General features: G+C 54.3%; 20 protein-coding genes. 14 read left to right on the top strand and 6 right to left on the bottom strand.

Annotation, left to right across the window (positions count from 1 at the left end; genetic code table 11):
• Positions 1 to 48 precede the first annotated feature (48 nt).
• The 3 genes from JT718_RS18530 to recF form a co-directional block, all read right to left on the bottom strand.
• Positions 49 to 624: an acyl-CoA thioesterase gene (locus JT718_RS18530; RefSeq protein WP_205504287.1), complete on the bottom strand. Its 576-nt coding sequence runs from the start codon at positions 622 to 624 to the stop codon at positions 49 to 51.
• A 496-nt stretch (positions 625 to 1120) separates the two neighbouring features.
• Positions 1121 to 1447 carry a DciA family protein gene (locus tag JT718_RS18525; protein ID WP_205504286.1) on the bottom strand — a complete coding sequence of 109 codons (327 nt, stop codon included), beginning with the start codon at positions 1445 to 1447 and terminating at the stop codon, positions 1121 to 1123.
• A 335-nt stretch (positions 1448 to 1782) separates the two neighbouring features.
• Complete coding sequence (gene recF / locus JT718_RS18520; RefSeq protein ID WP_205504285.1) at positions 1783 to 2901, bottom strand: DNA replication/repair protein RecF; 1119 nt, start codon at positions 2899 to 2901, stop codon at positions 1783 to 1785.
• A gap of 139 nt (positions 2902 to 3040) precedes the next feature.
• Here recF and pdhA point away from each other — a divergent pair, with 139 nt between their 5' ends.
• From pdhA to ribH, 3 genes are all read left to right on the top strand, one after another.
• Positions 3041 to 4087: a pyruvate dehydrogenase (acetyl-transferring) E1 component subunit alpha gene (gene pdhA / locus JT718_RS18515; RefSeq protein WP_205504284.1), complete on the top strand. Its 1047-nt coding sequence runs from the start codon at positions 3041 to 3043 to the stop codon at positions 4085 to 4087.
• A gap of 110 nt (positions 4088 to 4197) precedes the next feature.
• Entirely contained in the window at positions 4198 to 4887 is a 690-nt protein-coding gene (locus tag JT718_RS18510; RefSeq protein ID WP_240337166.1) for a tetratricopeptide repeat protein, read from the top strand.
• 156 nt (positions 4888 to 5043) lie between these two features.
• Positions 5044 to 5526, top strand: coding sequence for a 6,7-dimethyl-8-ribityllumazine synthase (gene ribH, locus JT718_RS18505; RefSeq protein WP_205504282.1), 483 nt, complete (start codon positions 5044 to 5046; stop codon positions 5524 to 5526).
• Between the two features lie 84 nt (positions 5527 to 5610).
• On the opposite strand, the gene JT718_RS18500 is transcribed toward ribH, so the two are convergent.
• Both JT718_RS18500 and JT718_RS18495 read right to left on the bottom strand, forming a co-directional pair.
• A complete protein-coding gene (locus tag JT718_RS18500) occupies positions 5611 to 6165 on the bottom strand; it encodes a DUF3575 domain-containing protein (RefSeq protein WP_205504281.1) in 555 nt (184 codons plus the stop codon).
• 91 nt (positions 6166 to 6256) lie between these two features.
• The gene (locus JT718_RS18495; RefSeq protein ID WP_205504280.1) at positions 6257 to 6790 is read right to left on the bottom strand and encodes a DUF3575 domain-containing protein; all 534 of its coding nucleotides are present in this window, start codon (positions 6788 to 6790) and stop codon (positions 6257 to 6259) included.
• 305 nt (positions 6791 to 7095) lie between these two features.
• On the opposite strand from JT718_RS18495, the gene JT718_RS18490 reads away from it, so the two are divergent.
• From JT718_RS18490 to JT718_RS18445, 10 genes are all read left to right on the top strand, one after another.
• Positions 7096 to 7479: a TraR/DksA family transcriptional regulator gene (locus JT718_RS18490; protein ID WP_205504279.1), complete on the top strand. Its 384-nt coding sequence runs from the start codon at positions 7096 to 7098 to the stop codon at positions 7477 to 7479.
• Between the two features lie 12 nt (positions 7480 to 7491).
• Positions 7492 to 8055: an SMC-Scp complex subunit ScpB gene (scpB, locus tag JT718_RS18485; protein ID WP_205504278.1), complete on the top strand. Its 564-nt coding sequence runs from the start codon at positions 7492 to 7494 to the stop codon at positions 8053 to 8055.
• A 54-nt stretch (positions 8056 to 8109) separates the two neighbouring features.
• Positions 8110 to 9918 (top strand): pseudouridine synthase, encoded by a 1809-nt coding sequence (locus tag JT718_RS18480; RefSeq protein WP_205504277.1) that lies wholly within the window; start codon positions 8110 to 8112, stop codon positions 9916 to 9918.
• A 15-nt stretch (positions 9919 to 9933) separates the two neighbouring features.
• Positions 9934 to 10650: a type III pantothenate kinase gene (locus JT718_RS18475; protein WP_205504276.1), complete on the top strand. Its 717-nt coding sequence runs from the start codon at positions 9934 to 9936 to the stop codon at positions 10648 to 10650.
• Entirely contained in the window at positions 10643 to 11983 is a 1341-nt protein-coding gene (bamG, locus tag JT718_RS18470; RefSeq protein WP_205504275.1) for a BamG family beta-barrel-assembly machinery protein, read from the top strand. The genes JT718_RS18475 and bamG overlap by 8 nt, the downstream gene beginning before the upstream one ends.
• A 98-nt stretch (positions 11984 to 12081) precedes the next feature.
• Positions 12082 to 12648 carry an LPS export ABC transporter periplasmic protein LptC gene (gene lptC, locus JT718_RS18465; RefSeq protein ID WP_205504274.1) on the top strand — a complete coding sequence of 189 codons (567 nt, stop codon included), beginning with the start codon at positions 12082 to 12084 and terminating at the stop codon, positions 12646 to 12648.
• Positions 12645 to 12803: a hypothetical protein gene (locus tag JT718_RS18460; RefSeq protein WP_205504273.1), complete on the top strand. Its 159-nt coding sequence runs from the start codon at positions 12645 to 12647 to the stop codon at positions 12801 to 12803. The genes lptC and JT718_RS18460 overlap by 4 nt, the downstream gene beginning before the upstream one ends.
• 15 nt (positions 12804 to 12818) lie before the next feature.
• On the top strand, positions 12819 to 14084 hold the full coding sequence (locus tag JT718_RS18455; RefSeq protein WP_205504272.1) for a hemolysin family protein: 1266 nt from the start codon (positions 12819 to 12821) through the stop codon (positions 14082 to 14084).
• 83 nt (positions 14085 to 14167) lie between these two features.
• Positions 14168 to 16273, top strand: a complete 2106-nt coding sequence (locus JT718_RS18450; RefSeq protein ID WP_205504271.1) for a peptidylprolyl isomerase — start codon at positions 14168 to 14170, stop codon at positions 16271 to 16273.
• 202 nt (positions 16274 to 16475) lie between these two features.
• Entirely contained in the window at positions 16476 to 18299 is a 1824-nt protein-coding gene (locus JT718_RS18445; RefSeq protein ID WP_205504270.1) for a tetratricopeptide repeat protein, read from the top strand.
• Positions 18300 to 18387: 88 nt separating this feature from the next.
• Here the strand turns inward: JT718_RS18445 and JT718_RS18440 are convergent, their stop codons facing one another.
• The gene (locus tag JT718_RS18440) at positions 18388 to 18822 is read right to left on the bottom strand and encodes a PH domain-containing protein (protein WP_205504269.1); all 435 of its coding nucleotides are present in this window, start codon (positions 18820 to 18822) and stop codon (positions 18388 to 18390) included.
• A 977-nt stretch (positions 18823 to 19799) separates the two neighbouring features.
• Here JT718_RS18440 and recJ point away from each other — a divergent pair.
• The gene (recJ, locus tag JT718_RS18435) at positions 19800 to 21512 is read left to right on the top strand and encodes a single-stranded-DNA-specific exonuclease RecJ (protein ID WP_205504268.1); all 1713 of its coding nucleotides are present in this window, start codon (positions 19800 to 19802) and stop codon (positions 21510 to 21512) included.
• Positions 21513 to 21693 lie beyond the last annotated feature (181 nt).

Here is a 21693-nt window from a genome sequence, read left to right as displayed (position 1 = left end):
GGGGGCGTCGTTTAAGGGCTGTTTTCCAGAAAATGGGCCAGAAACCGGCTACAGCGCAAAGCCCAGGGTGCACCGTTGCCCCACCAGCGCCGAGATGTTCTGCCGAAGTTCCAGGTTGGTCTTGATGGCTTTGAATTCCTGCTCAGAGCGGGCCTTTATCTCCTTGCGCTGCAGGGCCTCCATGAAGCGGCGCACATCATCGGGCGTTTCCAGCAGCAGGCCGGGCACTTGGGTGGGTTTGTCGTCCTCGCCCTTGGCCACCATGGTGAAGTACGAGGTGTTGGTGTGCTTCACGTAACCAGACTTCACGTTCTCGGCAATCACCTTAATGCCAATCACCAGCGAGGTACGGCCCACGTAGTTCACTGAGGCCATCAAACTCACCAGCTCGCCCACTTCCACCGGCTGCAGAAAGTTCACGCCGTCTACCGTTACCGTCACGCAGTAATTGCCGGCGTGCTTGGCGGCGCAGGCGTACGCCACCTTGTCCATGAGCGAGAGCAGAATGCCCCCGTGGATCTTGCCCCCGAAGTTGGCGTAACTGGGAATCATGAGCTCAGTAAGCGTGGTGCGCGAGTACGAAACCGGGCGGAAGAAATCTGGTTCTGGAACGGGGTTTTGCATGGCCGTATTGGGGCTGTTTTCTGAAAAGTACGGCAAAAACGGAGACAATGCCTACCTGCAATAGACACATTCTGCAAGGCCTGTTGTTGAGAATACCCAATAGCTGAGGGTTGTGCTTCCTTAACGCCACAGGTTATCTCCAAGCGCAATTAGCAGCAGCATGAGCATTAGGTGCACAGACACTATTCCCCAAAGAGTTCTCTTGAACCAAGGCGTGTTTTGGGTGAAATCTATGAGAAAACCATAGATGGGATACTGTACAAAAGCCAGTACTATCATCAGTGTCGTAAGAGATTCCGCGCTCGGGAACAAGGTGCCTATCAAAGGCCAGGGGAACAAGAGAACAGCTGGGCCATACCAGCCATGACCTCCGCCCGCCGGGTAAACAGCAACCAGGAGCAGGAGAGGGGGAAGCAGTGCAAAGATCAGCGCCCACTTGTGCTGTAAGTACATGAGCAGAATTGCAGTTCCGGTTTATGGGAGGTAGCAGCGCTCCTTACAGGAACACCACATCGTCAATCACCTTCTCGCCCATCTCGGTGTTGATGAGCGTGATGACTTTGCTTTTGGCCATGTTGAGCTCGTGCTTGAGCGGGGCCGAGGTGAGGCGCACGAACAGTTTGCGGTTGCGCACGAACACTTCCTGGGTTTTGAGGGAAATGGCCTTGCCCATGATCTTCTCCCAGGAGCTCACCAGCTGTACCTCGCTCAGTTTCCCGTTGAGTTTATACGCCCGCAGCATGGCTTCAATGCTGTCTTTCAGGGAGATAGTATCGGCTTTGCGCATAAACGGACTTCTGGGATTCAACGGACGCAGGGACATACAGGTGGAGTTTTTTGGTGGTGCTACGGCGCTAAATTACTGCATTTGCGCACGCCCAACAGGGGTTTGGGCAGATGAATTTACCAACTCAGTTATCCCCAGGATTACCCCAGTTATGCACGTTCTGTTTACGGGCTGGTTCTCAAAAAGTAAGACGAAAACAGATAATTCCTTAACTCCGTAGCGGCATTGCCCTATAACGCCGTGCCCGAGGACCCAAAGAACGGCTGCCCAGGGCCAAGGCTTTCCAAGACCAAAGTTTCTGATATTTTCATGGGAGGGAGGCGGGTTGCCATTGGCCAGCGGCCCAGCAACGGCGTTACAGGGTAACGCCGCTACAGTTCTTCGTCCTCAATGGTGACGGCGGTGCCGGCGGCTATTCTGAACCGGCGGATGTTCTCTGAGAGGGGCTTGAGAATGGCGTCGGTGCGCTCCAGGTGGGTGTCGGTGAGGAAGATCTGCCCGAAGGTATTGTCGGCGACCAGTTGCATGAGGTGCTCAATGCGCTTCTGGTCCAGCCGGTCAAAGATATCGTCCAGGAGCAGGAGCGGTTTCTGGCCGTTTTTCTGGGAAAGTACCTCAAACTGGGCCAGCTTGAGCGCAATCACGTAGCTTTTCTGCTGCCCCTGCGAGCCGTAGTTTTTTACGCTGCGCTGGTCCATCAAGAACACAAAGTCGTCTTTGTGGGGCCCCACGGTGGTGCGCTGCAGCATAAGGTCTTTGCGCTGGCTCTGGTCCAGCAGGTAGGCGTAGTTCTGCTGCAGCAACTGGCTCTGGTACCCCAGCGAGACCACCTCAGAAGAGCCCGACAGGTGCCGGTAGTGCTGCTGAAACACCGGTTCAAACTGCTCCAGGAATGCGGCCCTTCTTATGCTCAGCTCGGTGCCCAGCGGCATCAGCTGCTCGTCCAGTATCTGCAGGTACTCTTTGTCTACGTAGTTCTTCTCATAGAACTGCTTCAGGAGCGAGTTGCGCTGCTTGAGCACGTAGGTGTACCTGATGAGCAAGTCCAGGTAGGAGTGGTCCAGCTGGGCCATGAGGCTGTCAAAGAACTTGCGGCGCTCCTCGCTGCCCTCCCTGATCAGATCCGTGTCGTACGGCGAGATCAAGACCACCGGAAACTTGCCCACGTGCTCGCTCACCCGCTCATAGGGCGTTTTGTTGAGGGTAATGATCTTCTTCTGCCCGGTCTTGAGGTAGCATTGCACGGCGCTCAGTTTGTCGCCGGTTTTAAACCGGCCGCGTACAATAAAGTAGTCTTCGCCCTCCTTAATGTTCTGCTGATCGGTGGCGGTGAAGGCGCTTTTGGTGAGCGAGAGGTAGTAGATGGCATCCAGCAGATTGGTCTTGCCGCTGCCGTTGTCGCCAATGAAACAGTTGATGTGCGAAGAAAAAGGCAAGGTGGCCTCCTCGTAATTCTTGAAGTGCAGTACGTGTAGATTTTCGAGGAGCATGAACTTGTTTCCAGATTTTTACTTAATTTCGCATGTTTAGAATACCTTACAGAACCAACTGCAGGCTTTCTTCCCCCGGAAAAGGCGCTCAGGGAAGTTCTGAATCTTTGACTTAACCCTTACGAACAAAACATACAGTATGGCGGAGACTAAAGCAGCGAAGACGAAAGATGCGAACAAGGCAAAGGTAAACGCTGCCCCAGCATTTTCAAAAGAGACCTACTTACGCTGGTATGAGATGATGCAACTCATACGCAAGTTTGAGGAAAAGACCGGTCAGTTGTATGGCCAGCAGAAAATCAAAGGCTTCTGCCACTTGTACATAGGACAGGAAGCCTGTGCGGCCGGTGCCGTTACCGCGCTTACCAAAGACGATAAATGGATCACCGCGTACCGTGACCACGCGCACCCCCTGGCGCTGGGAACCTCTCCTAATGCCGTGATGGCCGAGATGTTCGCCAAAGCGACCGGTTGCTCCAAAGGCAAGGGTGGTTCTATGCACATCTTTGACAAGGAAGTAAACTTTGTGGGTGGCCACGGGATTGTAGGTGGTCAGATTCCGCTGGGCGCTGGTCTGGCGTTTGCCGAGAAATACAACAAAACCGGCAACCTGTGCATCTGCTACATGGGTGACGGTGCCGTGCGCCAGGGTGCCCTGCACGAGGCCTTCAACATGGCCATGCTGTGGAAACTGCCCGTGATCTTTGTGATTGAGAACAACGGGTACGCCATGGGTACCTCTGTACAGCGTACCTCCAACGTAACCGAGCTGTATAAAATTGGCTTGAGCTATGACATGCCGTCTGAGCCGGTAAACGCCATGCGCTGCGAAGACGTGCACGAGGCCGTGGCCCGCGCCGCTGAGCGTGCCCGCGCCGGCGAAGGCCCAACCCTGCTGGAGTTCCGCACTTACCGGTTCAAAGGCCACTCTATGTCAGATCCCGCCAAGTACCGCACCAAAGAAGAGTTGGAGAATTACCGTAACCAGGATCCCATTGAGGGCGTGCGCTTCACCATTCTGGAGAACAACTTCGCCACTGAGCAGGACCTGGAGGAAATTGACAACAAGATCAAGGCGCGGGTGCAGGAAGCAGTGGAGTTCGCTGAGAAGTCTCCGTTCCCAGAGCCAGAGGAGTTGTACACCGATATCTACGTAGAGCCTAACTATCCGTACGTGATGGTCTAAAAAACCGGGTCTGAGGGAACCAGTGGTCATGTTTTAGGGTTCAGCGGACAAGGCTTTTTACAAGAGTAGCATCTAATCATATTTTATACTTACTGATGTCTAATAACACAATGAAGCGAGAGAGCGAATTCGAGCTAGTGGAGAATCCAGATGCGCTGGCCGAACGCCTTGTGCAGTCAGAGGAATTTGTGGTGCGCCATAAAAACTTGCTGATCGGTATCTTTGTGGCCATTGCCGCCGCAGTAGTGGGTGGGTTCCTGTACTACCAGAACCAGCAAACCAAGAACCAGGAAGCATTGGCCGCCATGTTCCAGGCGGAGTATTACCTAGAAGCTGACTCTCTGAACAAAGCCCTGAATGGTGATGGCCAGAACGCTGGTTTCAAAGCCGTGGCCGAAGAATACGGCAGCACCAAAGCCGGTAACCTGGCTAACTTCTACGCCGGGGTAGCCTCCTTGAAGCAAGGCAAATACCAGGAAGCCCTCAACTACCTGGAAGAGTTCAAGTCTGATGACCTGCTGCTACAGGCCCGCGCCTACAGCCTGCAAGGCGACGCCAACCTGGAACTGGGCAAAAGAGCTGAGGCCGCTGAGCTGTACAAGAAAGCCGCTGAGCACAAAGCCAATGACTTCTTCTCGCCGCAGTACCTCATGAAGGCCGCCGTAGCCTACGAAGCCGCCAACCAGTACACAGAGGCCATTGAAGTGTATGACCGCATCATCACCGACTACCCGCTGAGCCCAGAGGTAAACGACGCCAAGAAATACAAGGCGCGTGCCGAAGGATTAACCAAGAAATAACCCTCTCTAGAGTGGAATTGCACGGAGCGGCTGCTGAAATAAAATTCGGCAGCCGCTCCGTTTTTTTATGCATTTTTGCGTACAACGGTTTCCGGGCCGTTTTCAGGAAAACAGGCTGAAAACAGCACCGAGAGCAATCTCCTTAACCTCAAGAAAATGGCAAGTGCCTTAAAGAACCTCAGCGAGTATAATTCTGATAACCTCCCCGATATCTCTGGCAAGAAGTTTGGCCTGGTGGTAGCGGAGTGGAACAAAGCTATCACCGATACCCTCTGCAAGGGCGCTTATGAAACGCTACTGCAGCACGGCGCCAAACCAGAGAACATCTACCGCAACACCGTGCCCGGCAGCTTTGAACTGACCCTGGGGGCGCAGTACCTAGCCCAGAGCAACGAGATAGACGCCGTGATTGCGCTGGGCGTGGTCATCAAAGGCGAAACCAAGCATGATGACTATATCTGCCATGCCGTGGCGCAGGGGCTCACCCACGTAGGCCTTAAATACAACAAGCCCGTGATCTTTGGGCTGGTCACCACCAATGACGAGCAGCAGGCCTGGGACAGGGCCGGGGGCAAGCACGGCAACAAAGGGGTAGAGGCCGCCGCTACCGCCATCCAGATGTTGAGCTGGGTAAACTAGCCCGTAAGTGATACTCCCCACAAAACAAGAAGGCCATCTGCAACAACAGATGGCCTTCTTGTTTAAACGCAGGGCTGGTGAGCGCTAGAACTTAAGACCCAGGCTAATGCCTCCGCGGGCAATGAAGCCGCCCAAGCCAGCATCAGAAATCTGGTCTTCGTTCCCTACTTCTACTTTCACGCTGCCCCCGGTGTACTCAGGACCAACGAAGATATCAAAAGAGACCCTGTCTTTAAAAATCCATTGCCGGCCGGCTACCAAGCCTCCGCCAAAGTTGGTCATAGATCCTTTGTAACTGCTGTAACTATTGTAACCGTCAAAGTATTCCTCGTCTCCTTCAACGGTAAAGCGCATGAATGATAGGAAGGGAGCCACGTAGAAGCCATTAGGGGCAGGTGTTTCAGAAAGATAGAACCTGTACTCAGGCGTTACCCCATATCCAGAAAGCTCATCAAACTTGGTGAAGAAAACGCCCAGCTGGGCACTTCTGGAGTCATTGATAACGCGTTCATAATAGAAAGAGCCGGTAGCCAGAAGGGGTGTGACCAGGTTAAGTTTAACCAGGTTGTTCTGGGCCTGGGCAGGCTTGCTGAGGCACGCAAAGGCGGCCAGCAGGGCAACAAAGAAAAGTTTTTTCATAAAGGGGTTTAGGTTTAGTGCTGTGGTATGACAGCAAAGGCCGTCCATACCCCTATGCCCCTTTCATCAAAAAGTGAAACCTTTCTACGTGCTAAAACGCAATGCCCAGAGCTAAACCGGCCCTGGGGCTGAAGCCCCCAAAAGTGCCAAGGTCAAAGTTGTTTTCGCCACCGTCGCCTTTCACGGTAGCCGCATTGAAGCCCGGGCCGGCAAACACATCTGCCACAAAATGCTTGCCTATGATTAACTGATAACCCAGGAGCGCGCCGCCGCCAAAAGAGGTGAGCGCTCCTTGGGCCTGGGTGTCCTGTCGGGTAAGATCAAAGTCCTGGTAGCGGAGGTAACCAGCCCCGTACAGCCCCGAGGGAGCGTTGGCGGCAAAGAAGTAGCGCACTTCCGGTGTTACCCCAAACCCGTTAAATTGCGTATCTTTCACGCTTATACCCGTGGTAAAAAAGCCCAGTTGAGCGCTCATTTGCGGGGAAAAAGCCACCTCGCCAAAGAAAGAGCCTGTTTTCACAAGAGGGCTCAGAATGTTGGCCTTGAGAGTTACCTGCTGAGCTTTGGACACTTGCGGCAAGAACAGAATTACGCTGGCAAGCAGCACAAGAGATAGCTTCTTCATGGAGTTAGAAAGTAGATGCAGCAGCGCCTGTTCACAAATAATGCCAACTTTATTGCGCTGCACCGGTAAGAGCAATTGTATAGTAAAGGGGTTGAGAATTGTAAAATTCGCTTACCAATTTGATATTCTGCGTAGTTTAACTAAATATTAGCTGTATTTTTGCGCAAAAAATAAGCCGTAGGTGCTTTGTTAGACTGCAGAATGGCCTACTTTTATCGTATTTAGGTAAAATCAAGCTGGTTTTAACAGGCACTATTCTTGAATACTAACAAACTATTCCACAACCGTTTCGAACAAACAAAGCCATGAGTGAAGAAAAACAACGGTATTCCCAAGAGGAGTTGAACGAATTTCAGGAAATTATCATTGAAAAGTTAAACAACGCCCGCAAGGAGGTTGCCTTTATCAAAGAGACCCTGAGCCGCCGCAATGATTCCGGTACTGATAATACCGCCTCTACTTCCAAAGTACTGGAAGACGGAGCAGACACTGCGGAGAAAGAAAGCTTAAACCAGTTGGCCTCGCGGCAGCTGAAGTTTATTCAGCAGCTGGAGAACGCACTCATCCGCATCAAGAACGGAAGTTACGGGGTGTGCATTAAAACGGGCAAGTTGATCCCGAAGGAGCGTTTAAAGGCCGTGCCGCATACGCAGCACACCATTGAGGCTAAAATGAGCCGCAACGACTAAACCAGATACAATTTGAACCTGCTACTGAATCATCTTCAGGCGCTGATATTCTGCGCCACCTCGCCGGTGTCTATTGAAGACCTGCAGAAATGCCTTTCTGAGGCATTGGTCACCGAGGTGAGCGTAAGTGATGTATTGGAGGGAATTGAGCAGCTTAATGCTCAATTCTCTACCGATGCCTTCGCGTTTCAGATTTACGCCATTGGCGGTGGGTACCAGTTCCTGACCAAACCGGCTTACCAGGACTCGGTGAGCATCTTATTGAAACACAAGTCCAAGAAGAAGCTGTCGGCCTCAGCCTTGGAGACCTTGGCCATCATCGCGTACAAACAACCCATTACCCGCTCGCAGGTAGAGCAAATAAGAGGCGTAAGCTGTGACTACGCTATCCAGCGTCTGCTGGAGAAAGGCTTGCTGGAGATCAAAGGCAAAGCCAACACCATTGGCCGTCCGGTACTGTTTGGCACCAGCCAGAAATTCATGGACTACTTCGGCCTGAACCACCTCAAGGACCTTCCGCAACTCAGAGACCTGGCCCCGGAAGAGAACACCATTGGCGAGTCTGCCGCGCTCTAATTTTAGAACACATCTTTTTTATACAGTAGCGATACTGCAATTTTTCACAACAACATGGCTAGAAACGAAGATACGCCTCAAGAGGGCAACAACCGCCCCCGTGGTAACTCATGGGCGCAGGGCAAGAAAGTATTTGGCAGAGGCACCCGCTTTGACCGCCCAGAAGGCGGCGACAGAGAAGGGGGCTTCCGCAACAGAGACAGAAATTCAGACAATTCAGACAGACCTTACGGAAACCGCGACCGCGCCGATAGACCGCGACGCGATGACCGTGACGGCGATATAAACACCAACCGCGAGAACCGTGAACGGGCTCCCAGAAGAGAAAGCGACCGCAGAGGCGGCGATTTCCGTCCGGCCCGGGGCTTTGACCGTCCAGACCGCGGCAACAATGACCGCCCTGACTTCCGCCCCCATGGGGAGAACGACCGTTCTGACCGTCGCTCTAGCCGCGAAGGTGGCTTCAACCGCTCAGAAGGTCGTGGCAACCGCAACGGAGGCTTCTCTCAGGATAACTGGGAAAGCGGAAGCGGTGCTGCTCGCGGCGGAGAGAGAGGCGAACGCCGTTCCTTTGGGAACCGTGATGACCGTGGTGCTTCCAGAGGAGGTGACCGTCCGGCCTTTGGCGCAAACAGAGAAGACAGAGGTGCTCGCGGCGGAGATCGCCGGGAGGGAGGCTTCCGCAAGCCGGGTTTCTCTTCAGACCGCAATGAGCAGGGTGGTTTCAACCGCAACGATGACAGACGGGAAAGAGGCGCAGACCGTGAAGACCGGGGCTTCAGCCGGAACGGTGACCGCCGTGAGGACAGAGGCTTCAATCGGGCCAACGACCGCGAGAACCGCGCTCCGCGTGAAAACGGCCAGTTTTCCAGAAATGAGGGCGAAAACAACTTTGAGCGCCCAGCGCGCAGAGAAGGCGAAAGAAGCTTTGACCGTGCTCCACGTGAAAACCGGGGCCGCGACGAGCGTTCTTCTTTCCAGAGACGTGACGGCAAGTTTGACCGCAACAGCCGTCCGGAGCGTAATGACCGCGCAGACAGAGGCACCAGAGAGGGACGCTTTGGCCGCACCGATGAGGAAACGCAGGAAGCACCTGCGTACAACCTGAAACGCTACGAAGAGCGCAAGAAACGCAAGAACCCAGAGTACGGTACCGAAGACCTGCGCCTGAACCGCTACATCGCCAACGCCGGCATCTGCTCCCGCCGCGAGGCCGATGAACTCATTGCCGCCGGTGAAATCAAAGTGAACGGGCAGGTAGTCACTGAAATGGGCTATAAAGTGGGCCCTAACGACACCGTGCAATATGGCCGCAAAGTCCTGAACCGCGAGAAAACAGTATACGTGCTGTTGAACAAACCCAAAGATTTCCTCACGACCACCGAAGACCCGGAAGGCCGCAAAACCGTGATGGAACTGGTGAAGAACGCCTCTAAAGAGCGTTTGTTTCCAGTAGGCCGTCTGGACAGAAACACCACCGGTCTGCTGCTTTTCACCAACGACGGGGAACTGGCGCAGAAACTGACGCACCCTTCTAACAAAGTATCTAAGATCTACCAGGTAGAGTTGGATAAGCCAATCACGCAAGAGCACGTGAAGCAAATTCAGGCGGGCTTGGAACTGGAAGACGGCAAAGCCGAAGTAGATGACCTGGCGCTGCTGGGCGAAAGCAACAAGTTCCTGGGAATTGAGATCCACATTGGCCGTAACCGCATTGTGCGCCGGATTTTCGAACACCTGGGCTACGAAGTAGTGACCCTTGATCGCGTTCAGTATGCGGGTTTGACCAAAAAAGACCTGCCCAGAGGCAACTGGCGCTACCTGTCAGAAAAAGAAGTAGTGCGCTTGAAATACTTTATGTAATCTGTCGTTCCTAAGATGCTGAATCTGGCGATAGACAGGGGCAATACCCGTATCAAAGCCGGTCTCTTCAGAGACCGGCTTTTGGTGCAACAATACACCTGTACAGACTTCCCCGAACTAGGGGAAAAACTGGCGGGAGTGCCCCTGCAAAATGCCATCATGTCTTCGGTAAGCCTGGAGCCTGCGGAGCTGGTGCAGCACATTCCGGTTACGGGAAAGCACGTGCTGTTCAACGCCCAGACACCCACGCCGGTGCAGAACAACTACGGCACACCCCATACCTTGGGGGTAGACCGGTTGGCCGCCGCCGCAGGAGCGCAGTACCTGTTCCAGAACCGGAACTGCCTTATCATAGATGCCGGTACGTGTATCACCTATGATCTGCTGGAGGCCGACGGCACGTTTCAGGGCGGAAGCATTTCGCCCGGCGTGACCATGCGGTACCAGGCGGTGCATACGTTTACCGGTAAGCTGCCCCTGCTGGAGGGATATGCGTTACCGCCCCGGCCGGGTAAAACCACGGCTGAGGCTATTCAGGGCGGAATTCTCTACGGGGCCGTGGCAGAGGCAGAGGGCATGATTCAACATTATGAGCGTCAATACAAACCGCTAAAGGTCATAATGTGCGGCGGCGACGCCCCGTTTTTTGAAAGTACAGTAAAAGCACGCATCTTTGTCATTCCCGAATTGGTTTTAATCGGGTTAAACCGAATACTTGAGTATAATGTATAAACCTTTCCGCGCCCTGTTATTGATCTCTGGTTTAGCCATTGGGTCGCAGCAGGTACAGGCGCAACAGCTCTCCAACTCTCCTTATTCCCGCTTTGGCGTAGGTGATATTGTGCACGGCACCGGTTCTATCCGGAACGCCGGTATGGGACAGGCAGGAGTGGCTAGCCCTAACGGTGCACTCATCAACGACCAAAACCCGGCGCTGCTTTACTATAACAACCTGGTTACCTTTGAGGCCGCCGTGGCCACAGAGCTGAAACGGTTGTCTGACAGAAACACCTCGCAGGTAGACGGTACCGCTAACCTGGGCTATCTGTCGCTGTCAATTCCGCTCTCCCGCCGCTGGACTACGGCCATCGGGTTAAAGCCGTACAGCCGCGTCAACTACAACACCGTGGTGTCTACTTCCGTGGCCGGGGCCGAGAACACAGTGACCGCGCATACCCAGTACACCGGAACCGGCGGTCTTAATGAAGTTTTCTTTGGGCACGGCCTGCGCATTGCCAACGGCTTAACCGCGGGCGTCTCTGGTTCTTATCTCTTTGGCACCATTGACCGCCAGGGCTCCACCATTCTGGTAGACACCCAGGATGAGACCAGCGCCTTGCAGAAGACCTTGATCCACTCTACGTCCAGGTACTCTGGGCTTATGTTCAAGGGAGGGCTGCACTACCGCAAAAAGCTGGGTGAAAAGGCAAACCTTGGCGTGGGCGCCAGCTACACCGCCAAAGCAACTATTGACGCTGACCGGCAAGTGGCCCAGGAACGCCGCTACCTGGATGAATCGCTTATTTCCAGCCTGCTGTCTGACAGCCTGGAGGGGCATACCACGCTTCCGCAGATGATCCAGATGGGGTTGAGCTATGACAATAACCGCAACTGGTCGGTGGCCGCCGATTATTCCATCATCAAAGGTTCAGACTTTAGAGGCTTCAGCCTGGGCAAAGAGCAGGGCCGCCAGGAACTGGGCGATGGTTACCGCGTTGGGGTAGGCACAGAATTCACGCCCGATGCCGGGTCCGTAAGCTCCTACTTCAAACGGGTGGCCTACCGCTTTGGCGCCTACCTGGGCAACACGCAGATCAACGCGGTAGCGGCCGGGAGCAACGCCGTTGCCGGGCATGACCTGCAGGACCTGGGCCTTAGCTGGGGCTTCACCTTTCCCCTGGGAAGAGGCGTGCGTCCGCCAGATTACACGCAGGCCTTGCTGAACACCAGCTTCACGGTTGGGCAACTGAAAGGACAAGACACGGGCCTGAAGGAGCAGTACTTCCGGGTGAGCGTGGGGGTAACCTTCAACAACCGGTGGTTCATTAAGCGTAAGTTTGACTAACCACGTCTTTCCCTAACTTAGGATACACACTTAGACAGATACCAGGCTCAGAAATCTTGTAACGGTTTTTGGGTCTGGTATCTGAAGCGTTTTAAGGAATGAGTAATTTAATGCAGGTTCTGCTTAAAAGACGTTCATGGGCGAAACTTCCGGTTTGCCTGGCCTTCCTTTTGGGGGTGTTTGGCTGGGGCTGCCAGCAGGCCGATGAGAACATTAAGCCGGTAGAGTACAAGGGCCCCGCCTCAGAGACCTACAACCAGGTGACCATCTACAGTGACTCGGCTATGATGAAGCTGAAGCTGACGGCCCCGGTAGAGCAGCAGTTGCAAAACGGCGACGTGGTGTACCCCAAAGGCATGTACATCACCTTCTATGAGGAAAATAAGCCCACTACCATCATCACCGCCAAGTTCGGCAAGTATGACAAAGCCAAAGACCAGTACTTCGCCAGGAATGATGTGGTGGTGAAGAACATCGTGAAGAAGGAGCAACTCAACACTGAGGAGCTCTTCTGGGAGCGGCAAAAACAAACCATCTTCACAGATAAATTCGTGCGGATCACTAGCGTAGATGAGGTGGTGACCGGCGTGGGGCTCACGGCCAAGCAGGACTTCTCTGACTACACCCTCAAACAGTTTTCCGGCTCTTTTGTGTTAAAACAATGAATCTAAAGCAAACCATCTACATGGCCCTGGCCGTGGCCTTCCTGGTCATTGGGGTGCACCAGTCCATTGTAGCGGGCGTGGCAGAAAGTTATTGGATCTTCATGCTATCTGTTATCTTTCTCATGCTTTTCCGTATGAACAAGGCAAAGCCTTGACCTATCTTTTATTCCATGGACCTTGTCTCCTTGTACATAGCTGCTGCGGCAGGGCTGCTGTTGCTCGCGTTCTTTGGCGTGGCAGAGATTGCCCTTCGCCACCTTGGCAGGTCCTTCATCCGGCTCCAGGCCGATGAAACCCAACACTCCCTAACCAGCTTTCTGCTGCGCCGCGAGCGGCAAACGCTGCTTACCCTACAGGTGGGCACGGCAGTGGGCCTGCTCCTGCTGGGGGTTGGCGTGTTTGGCGTTTTGTCTTACTATGTACAGCCCCATGCTGGCCGGGAAATCGCCTATGGGCTGGCCGGGGTAGGAACCTTGCTGCTGCTGTGGCTCCTGTACGGCGTGCTGGGCGTCATGGGCAATCTGACCAGTCCGGTAAGGTTATTCAATGCCTTGGCGGCGCCCATCGCTTTTTTCCTGGTGCTGCTCTATCCCCTCACATTCCTGATGGGGGCCGTTTTGGGCCTGTTTCCTGAAAAAGACGCTGAAAACGAGACCGAGGTCACGGCCAATGCCCTGGCGTTTCAGCCGTTCTCGGTGAGACTGCATGCCCCTGAAGAAGCGGTGTTTACGCCCACCAGCGAGGTAGACAGCAAAATCTTCCACAATGCCCTGGAGTTCAAGACCGTGAAGGTGCGCGAGTGCATGGTACCCCGCACCGAGATTGACGCCATTGAGCTGGACGAAGGGGTGGAGGTGCTTCGGCAGGCCTTCATTGAAACCGGCCACTCCAAGATCCTCATCTACCAGGATTCGCTGGACCACATTCTGGGGTATTGCCACCAATTCTCGCTCTTCACCAATCCTTCCACCATTGAAGAGATTCTCACGCCCATGGAGGCCGTGCCCGGTAACATGCTGGCCCGTGAGCTCTTTGTGAAATTCATTACAGAACACCGCAGCATTGTGCTGGTCCTGGATGAGTTTGGCGGTACCTCGGGCCTGGTGACCCTGGAAGACATTATGGAAGAGATTCTGGGCGATATCAACGATGAGTACGATGAGGAAGACCTGCTGGAGCAAGCCCTGCCCGAGCCGGGTTCTTACCTGTTCAGCGCCCGCCAGGAAATAGACTACCTCAACGAGAAGTACAACCTGCACCTGCCCGAGGGAGACTATGAAACTTTAGGCGGCTTTATCTTGTCTGTACTGGAGGAAATACCCACGGCAGGCGATGTGGTGGTGGTGCCGCCCTTTGAAATCCGCATCCTTTCCATGGACGAGCACCGCATAAATACGGTACATCTTTCCGTAAGGTTGCCCCAAACAGAAGAATAACCTGCACGATAGACACTTATATTTTGATTTTATCACTTATTGCAATTATTTTGCATAACGCTTAAAATACGTCAAAAACTTAGATGGCATTAATTAACAAGATTCGGGAGAAGTCAGGCTTCGCCATTGGCGCCATAGCCATTGGCTTGCTCATTTTCATTGTGTTGGGAGACCTGCTGGGGCCTAATTCCCGGCTGTTCGGAGACAAGATGGTGGTAGGGGAAGTTGCAGGGCATGAAGTGTCTGTGCAGGAGTTTGAGGCCATGTTTGAAGAGGCCAGAAACAACTACGCCAGCCAGTACGGCCGCCAGCCTTCTGAGGCTGAGATGGCTTCTTTGCGTGAGCAGACCTGGAATCAGTTAGTGTTCAGATACGCTTTTGAGGAAGAATTTGAAAAAGTAGGTGTGGGCATTTCTGAGGAAGAGCAGGTAGACATGGTACAGGGCCGTAACGTGCACCCCGCCCTGAAGCAGATGTTCACCGACCCGCAAACCGGCCAGTTCAACGTGGAGCAGGTAAAGCAAACCCTGCGCAACCTGGGCAGCATGCCGCCAGAGCAACAGGCTGCCTGGCGTAAATATGAGCAGGACCTGGCCACCGACCGTCTGCGCAACAAGTACTACAACCTGTTCACGCTTTCTAACTACGTGACCACCGAGGAGGCCAAGCGGTTCAATGCCGAGCAAAACAGCCGTGCCAACCTGAAATACCTGTTTGTGCCGTACTTCAGCATTGCTGATTCTACCATCAAGATAACCGATGATCAGCTGAGCGAATACCTGAACAAGAACAAAAAGAAATACGAAGTAGAGGAAGGCCGCTCCATTGCGTACGTGACCGTACCGGTGACCGCCTCTAAAGAAGACAGCGCAGAGTACAGCCAGGAGACGGCTGAACTGGCGGCCCGTTTCGCGGCTACTGACAACGACTCCCTGTTTGTGCGAGCAGAGTCTGAAACCCCGTTCAACGGCGCCTATGTAGCCGCGAACGAACTGCCCGAGGAACTGAAGAACCAGACCCTGGAGAAAGGCAAGATGTACGGTCCGTTCAACCAGAATGGTTCTTTCAGCCTGTACAAGATAATGGACGTGAAAGACGGCGGCAAAGCCTCTGTACGGGCTAGCCACATCCTGATCAAGCCTGAGAGCGACACCCCAGAAGCCAAAGCTGCCGCTAAAGCCAAAGCCCAAGGCATCTTAAACCAAATCAAGGCAGGCGCTAACTTCGCGCAGCTGGCGCAGCAGCACGGCACCGACGGTACTGCCTCTGTGGGCGGTGACCTGGGCTGGTTCACCGAGGGCCGCATGGTTCCTTCGTTTGAGAAAGCGGTATTTGGGGCTAGTGGCCCAGGCCTGTTGCCAAACCTGGTAGAGACAGACTATGGTTACCACATTGTAAAGATTACCGAGCCTAAGACTACCAGAACCTACCAGATTGCGCAGGTAACCCGTGCCATGACCCCAAGCGACAATTCCCGCGAGTTTGCCTTCAGCAGAGCCGGTGAAATTGCCGCCAACAGCTCAGACCTGGAAGACTTCAAAGCCGCCGTGGGCAAGGAGAAAGGCCTAGCCATTGCCGAAGCCAAAAACATCAGCACCTCAGACCGGGCGGTGAACAACTTGCAGAACGCCCGTGAATTGGTGCGCTGGGCGTACTCAGAAGACACCAAGGTAGGCAGCGTATCGCCGGTGATCACCATGGATGACCAGTACGTAGTTGCTGTATTAACCGGCAAGCGGGAGAAAGGCACCGCCAAAATTGAAGACGTACGCGAAGAGTTAACCGCTGCCGTACGCAATGAACTGAAAGCGAAGAAGATCAAAGAAAAGTTAGGTGCTGCCTCTGGTACCTTGGAGCAAATTGCTGCTAAATACGGTCCAGACGCCATCGTTCGTCCGGCTGCCGATGTGACTTTGGGAGCAGCCAACGCTCCGGGCTTAGGCTATGAGCCAGTGGCCATTGGTAGAGCCTTCGGTCTGAAGCCAGGCCAGCGTACTGCCCCAGTAGAGGGTGAAGGTGGCGTAGTGGTAGTAGAGCTGACCAGCGTGACACCTGCCACTCCAATTGCTGATGTTACTTCAGTGAAGCAGCAGTTGCAAGGCCAGCGTGCCGGACGTGTACAAGGCGCTCTCTACGAGGCCGTGCGCAAGAACGCCAACATTGAAGACAACCGCGTTAGATTCTTTTAATCTAACCTAGTCCTAAGCATCAGAAGAGCCGCGCCCACCAGCGCGGCTCTTCTGTTTATAAGCCAGTTTGCTAAAAAGGTGCTGAAAGCCTGGGCACCAGCGGTCAAGCGTTTTTAGGTTGTTTTTAGAAAAAAGAGCCTAAAAATGGTATATTGAACAAAGGCAGAATACGTTAAGAGAGAATAGCGTAGCAGAGACCAACATGAAGAAGAGGTTATTGTTAATTTGGCTGCTGGCCGTGGGGAGCCTGGCCCTGGGGGTACCGGAAAGTCAGGCCCAGGGAACCGCCGAGCAGATGGCTTTGGCCAGGGAATACCTGCGGCAGAACGACTATGCCAAAGCCGAAGCGCTGTACAGCAAACTCATTGAGCATGACGTTCAGTTCGGGCTGGTGTACCCAGACTACCTGAAGACCCTGTTGGCCCTGCGCAACTACAAAGAAGCCGAGAAGCTGGTAAAACGGGCCCAGAAGAAATACCCGGGCGTACCCGCCTATGCGGTGGATGAGGGCCGGGTGCTGCAAGCCGCCGGCAATACCGCTGCCGCTGAAAAGGAGTGGGCGCAGGTGGTGCAGGCAACCACGCCAGAGAACGTGTACGGAGTGGCCAGTGCCTTCCAGCAAGCCGATATGCTGGACTACGCCGAGCAGGTGTACCTGCGGGCCCGCCAACTGAGCGGCACCGAGAAAACCTTTGCTGCCCAACTCTTACAACTGTATGCTTACCAGCGCAAGACAGACAAGCTGGTGGAGGAGGTGCTGCGGCAAGTGAAGAATGACGCCGTACCGCTGACGTACGCCCAGAATATGCTGCAGAACGCCCTGCGCGACGATGAATCCCTGGCCCTGCTGGAGCAGCGCCTCATGACCGCCGTACAGGTAGAGCCAGACGCCACCCCCGTGCAGGAACTCCTCATCTGGACCTTGCTGCAGCGCAAAGACTTTGGCCCGGCCCTGCTGCAAACCCGGGCGCTGGACCGCCGCACCCAGGGCGGGGGCGGGCGGGTGCTTTCCCTGGCCGACATCAGCCTGCGCAACAAAGACTACGCCACCGCCATTGAGGGCTACACCTACATCATGCAGCAGTACCGCACGGGCGAGTTGTACCCCATCGCCCGGCAGCGCATCATTCAGGCCCGGGAAGAGCAGGTGAAAAACACGTTCCCCATTGACCGGGAGAAGATCAAGCTGCTGGCGCAGGAGTACGAGAACCTCCTGCAGGAACTGGGCCGCCACGACCGTACCGCCGAAGTGATCAAAGAACTGGGCGAGCTGCAGGCCTTTTACCTGGATGCCCAGGAAGCGGCCATCAAGAACCTGCAGGAAGTGATTGACATGCCTCGGGCGCGGCCCAACGTAGTGGCAGAGGCCAAACTGGTGCTGGCCGATGTGTACCTGCTGCGCGGCGAGCCCTGGGAAAGCACCCTGCTGTATAGCCAGGTAGAGAAATCGCACAAAGAACAGCCGCTGGGCTATGAGGCCAAACTGCGCAACGCGCGCCTCAGCTACTACAAAGGCGATTTCGTGTTGGCCCAAAGCCACCTGGATATCCTGAAGCTGGCCACCAGCCGCGAGATCGCCAACGATGCCCTGGACCTGAGCCTGCTCATCATTGACAACACCGGCCTGGATACCTCGGCGGCGGCGCTCAAGGAGTACGCGGCCATTGATTTCCTGGTGTTCCAGCACAAATACCCCGAGGCCCTGGCAGCCTTGGACAAGCTGCTGACCAAATATCCCGGGCACAGCCTCACCGACGAAATCTATTTCCAGAAAGCCGAACTGCTCCAGCAGATGGGCCAGTTCACCGAGGCCGCCCAGAATTTGCAGCTGATCATTGACAACCCCAAGTACGACATCCTCTCAGACGATGCGCTGTTCCTCTTGGCCAAGCTGAACGAGGAAAACCTAAGCCAGCCCGTCAAGGCGCAGGAGTTGTTCAACCAACTGCTGGTGAAGCACCCCGGCAGCGTGTTCGTGGCCGAAGCCCGGAAAAGGCTCCGCAAACTACGCGGGGACAAGGTGTAACCCATTCGGGTAAGCTGCTGTTTTGGGGCCGTTTTAAGAGAAACAGTCCTGAAACAGCAGCTTGTTCAGGTGCAGGGTAAAGTTGAGCTTATTCCACCACAATGGCAGGATTTACCTGCCGAAGTGCTTCCAGGAAGGGCTCTTTGTCGGCTGGCGAGAGGTAAATCTCATCCCATTTGTTGTATTGGATAACCATGCCGCGCAAATCCAGCGCCGGCCTTATGCCAGACCACAGGTGATGGTTCAGCTTCACGGCTTTTATCTGTTGAATGGGAATGCTCCCGTGAATGGGTCCGCTCCTGAAATAAAGCACTCCTTCCGCAATGCGGTAAAAGGTAGCAAACCAGATCCAAGCCAACAGCCCACACACCAAAAAGGTGAACAGCCCCAAGCCCAGCTTGCCCAGGAGCGGCATAGGGCCTTGCACCTCCACCATCAGAATCCCCACCACCAAAACGATAGTACCCCAAATGGCCAGGGCACTCACCCAGCCTTTGGAAGAAGGAAATATAGTAACAGCCATACGCGTCATCAGGTCTTACTCAAGATAAGAGTTTCTTTTTGGCTTAGGAGCAAGAACTCAGGAAATCAGAAGGGCCATTATAAAAGCTAATCAGGACAAAAAAGGGAATATCATTTGTATTGGCACCGCAAAGCCATTGTGCCGGCCACACGGCAGTTACAAACTGCCGGCCATGGTAGGTCCAAGTCACAGACTTGAACCAAGGAAAATATTTAGTTAGAAGATTATCTATGGCGCGGATTTACTTCCGTGCCTTGCTGCTTTCTACAGGAGCATGTTAGTCACGGAAGTAAATCCGTGCCATAGAAAGAAAAGTTCTAGCACAATGATTAGCGATACCGCTGCTATGCAACGCACCAGCTGAAAGATCCCGATTCCAGTCTTTGGCTCGAGCGCCTCGCTTGTGGCCCCTGAAGAGCAGAAGCTGAGCACAGACTGCAAGGGTGGGCCGCAAGGGCAGTGCGAGGGGCAAAGACGGGGCCCCGCGGCCGTGAGCGCTTATCAGAAACTATGGAAAAAGTAGCCCATAAATCCATAGACAAACGGAACCCCGCCCGCATCAGCCAAATCATAAATCAACTACTTGGATATCAGCGATCCACCGCTACGCCAGCAAAGAACAACCTACAACGCCACAGCAGTTGCCAGTGCCCACTACCCACAGCAATCCATCGCGTAGGCAAAACCATAAATGCGTTTTAGCCCCACTTTACCCAAAACAGCCCTAAAACGCTAATCCCTGAAAAAGATAAACAGAATGGCCAGGAACAGGAAAAAAGACAAATACATGAGAATGTCTACCAAGCCATAATCTTTGTATTTGCGGTAAATCTCTTTTAATCTTTTCACAACAGCGGGGTTAAATAGCAGAACTGTTCTTTTAATTACCGGAAGAGACCCGTGGGAGTGCCCGGTTCTTTGCGCAGATTTCGTATTTTTGCAGGCTCACATCACAGACCAAGCCGCAGCAACAACCGATGCAGAAACGATGGGTAGTTAAGGAAGCGCCGGACGCCGCAAAAGTACAGAATATTGTCGATAGCCTGAACATTAGCCGTCCTTTGGCCGGTATTCTGTGCCAACGCGACATCTGTACCTTTGACGAGGCCAAGGCTTTTTTCCGGCCCTCGCTGCAGGACCTGCACGACCCCTTCCTGCTCAAGGACATGGACCGGGCCGTCAACCGGCTGGTAGAGGCGCTGCACCGGCAGGAACGCATTGTCATCTACGGCGATTATGACGTAGACGGCACCACCTCGGTGGCCCTGGTGTACAGCTTCCTGCAACCCTACTTCCAGGACCGCATTGAGTACTACATCCCAGACCGCTACGCCGAAGGCTACGGCGTTTCGTTCAAGGGCATTGACTGGGCCCAGGAGAATGGCTTCAGCCTGATTATCTCCCTGGACTGCGGCGTGAAATCCATTGACAAGATTGCGTACGCCAACCAGAAAGGCATTGACTTCATCATCTGCGATCACCACCTACCCGATGACGAGTTGCCCCAGGCCGTAGCCGTGCTGGACGCTAAGCGCCCCGATTGCCCGTACCCATACAAAGAGCTGTCGGGTTGCGGGGTAGGTTTCAAGTTCATGCAGGCGTTCTGTCAGCAGCAGGGCATAGACGAGGAACCCCTTTTCCAGTTGCTGGACCTGGTGGTGGTAAGCATCGCCGCCGACATTGTGCCCATCACGGGCGAAAACCGGATTCTGGCCTACCACGGGCTGCAGCGCATGAACAGCGGGGACCTGCTCCGCCCGGGTTTGCAAGCCCTCAAGGAACTGGCCGAGCTGCGCAGCGAACTGGACATCACGCAGATTGTCTTCGGGTTTGCGCCCCGCATCAACGCCGCCGGCCGCATGGGCGATGCCAAACGGTCGGTTGCCATGTTGCTGGCCAAAACCAAGGAAGAGGCAACGGAGATGGTGAAGAACATCAATGTCTCCAACTCAGAGCGCCGGGGGCATGACACCAGCATCACCAAGGAGGCCCTGCAGATGATTGAGGAAGACGATTTCCTGCGCAGCGCCCGCTCCACGGTCTTGTTCAAAGAAAACTGGCACAAAGGCGTGGTGGGCATTGTGGCTTCCCGCTGCATTGAGAAATACTACCGGCCCACCATCATCTTAACGGAGTCTAACGGCAAGGCCACCGGCTCGGCCCGCTCGGTGCACGGGTTTGACGTGCACCAAGCAATTTTAGCCTGTGCCGACCTGCTGGACCAATTTGGCGGGCACATGTACGCGGCGGGCCTTACCCTGCCCATAGAAAACGTGCCTGCGTTCAGGGAGCGGTTTGAGCAGATTGTGTCCAGCACCATCCAGGAAGAGCAGCTGGTGCCCATGGTGGAGATTGACATGCCGCTGGACTTCTACCAGATCAACCCTAAGTTCTTCAACATCCTCAAACAGATGGAGCCGTTCGGGCCGGGCAACATGGCCCCGGTGTTCATGAGCACCTGCGTGTATGACACCGGTTCGGCCCGGATTGTGGGCGATGCGCACCTGAAGCTGCGCCTCACCCAAGATGGCGATGTTTCCTTTGACGCTATCGCGTTCGGCATGGCCGAGTACTACCCGCGCATCCAGAAAGGAATTCCGTTTGACGTGTGCTACTGCATTGAAGAGAACGTTTTCCGGGGCAACGTAACGCTGCAGCTGCGCGTCAAAGACATCCGGTTTGCCCAGTAACCAACATTGATTTAAGGCTTAAAACCAGAACTCTGTTTTGGGGCTGTTTTCTGAAAAACACCTTCTTTTCAGGAACTAGGGTGCAATCAAACCCCAGGGCTGCTTAGTCTGGCCGCCTCGGTCCGGTTTCTTGCACAGGCTTTTGACCGCAGGAAAAAAGCCCTTGTTTTAGGGGCCAATG

The sequence above is a fragment of the Rufibacter psychrotolerans genome (assembly GCF_016924645.1).
GTDB lineage: Bacteria > Bacteroidota > Bacteroidia > Cytophagales > Hymenobacteraceae > Nibribacter > Nibribacter psychrotolerans.
Note: the sequence above shows the minus strand (reverse complement) of the source record. Positions and strands in the feature narration are given on the sequence as shown.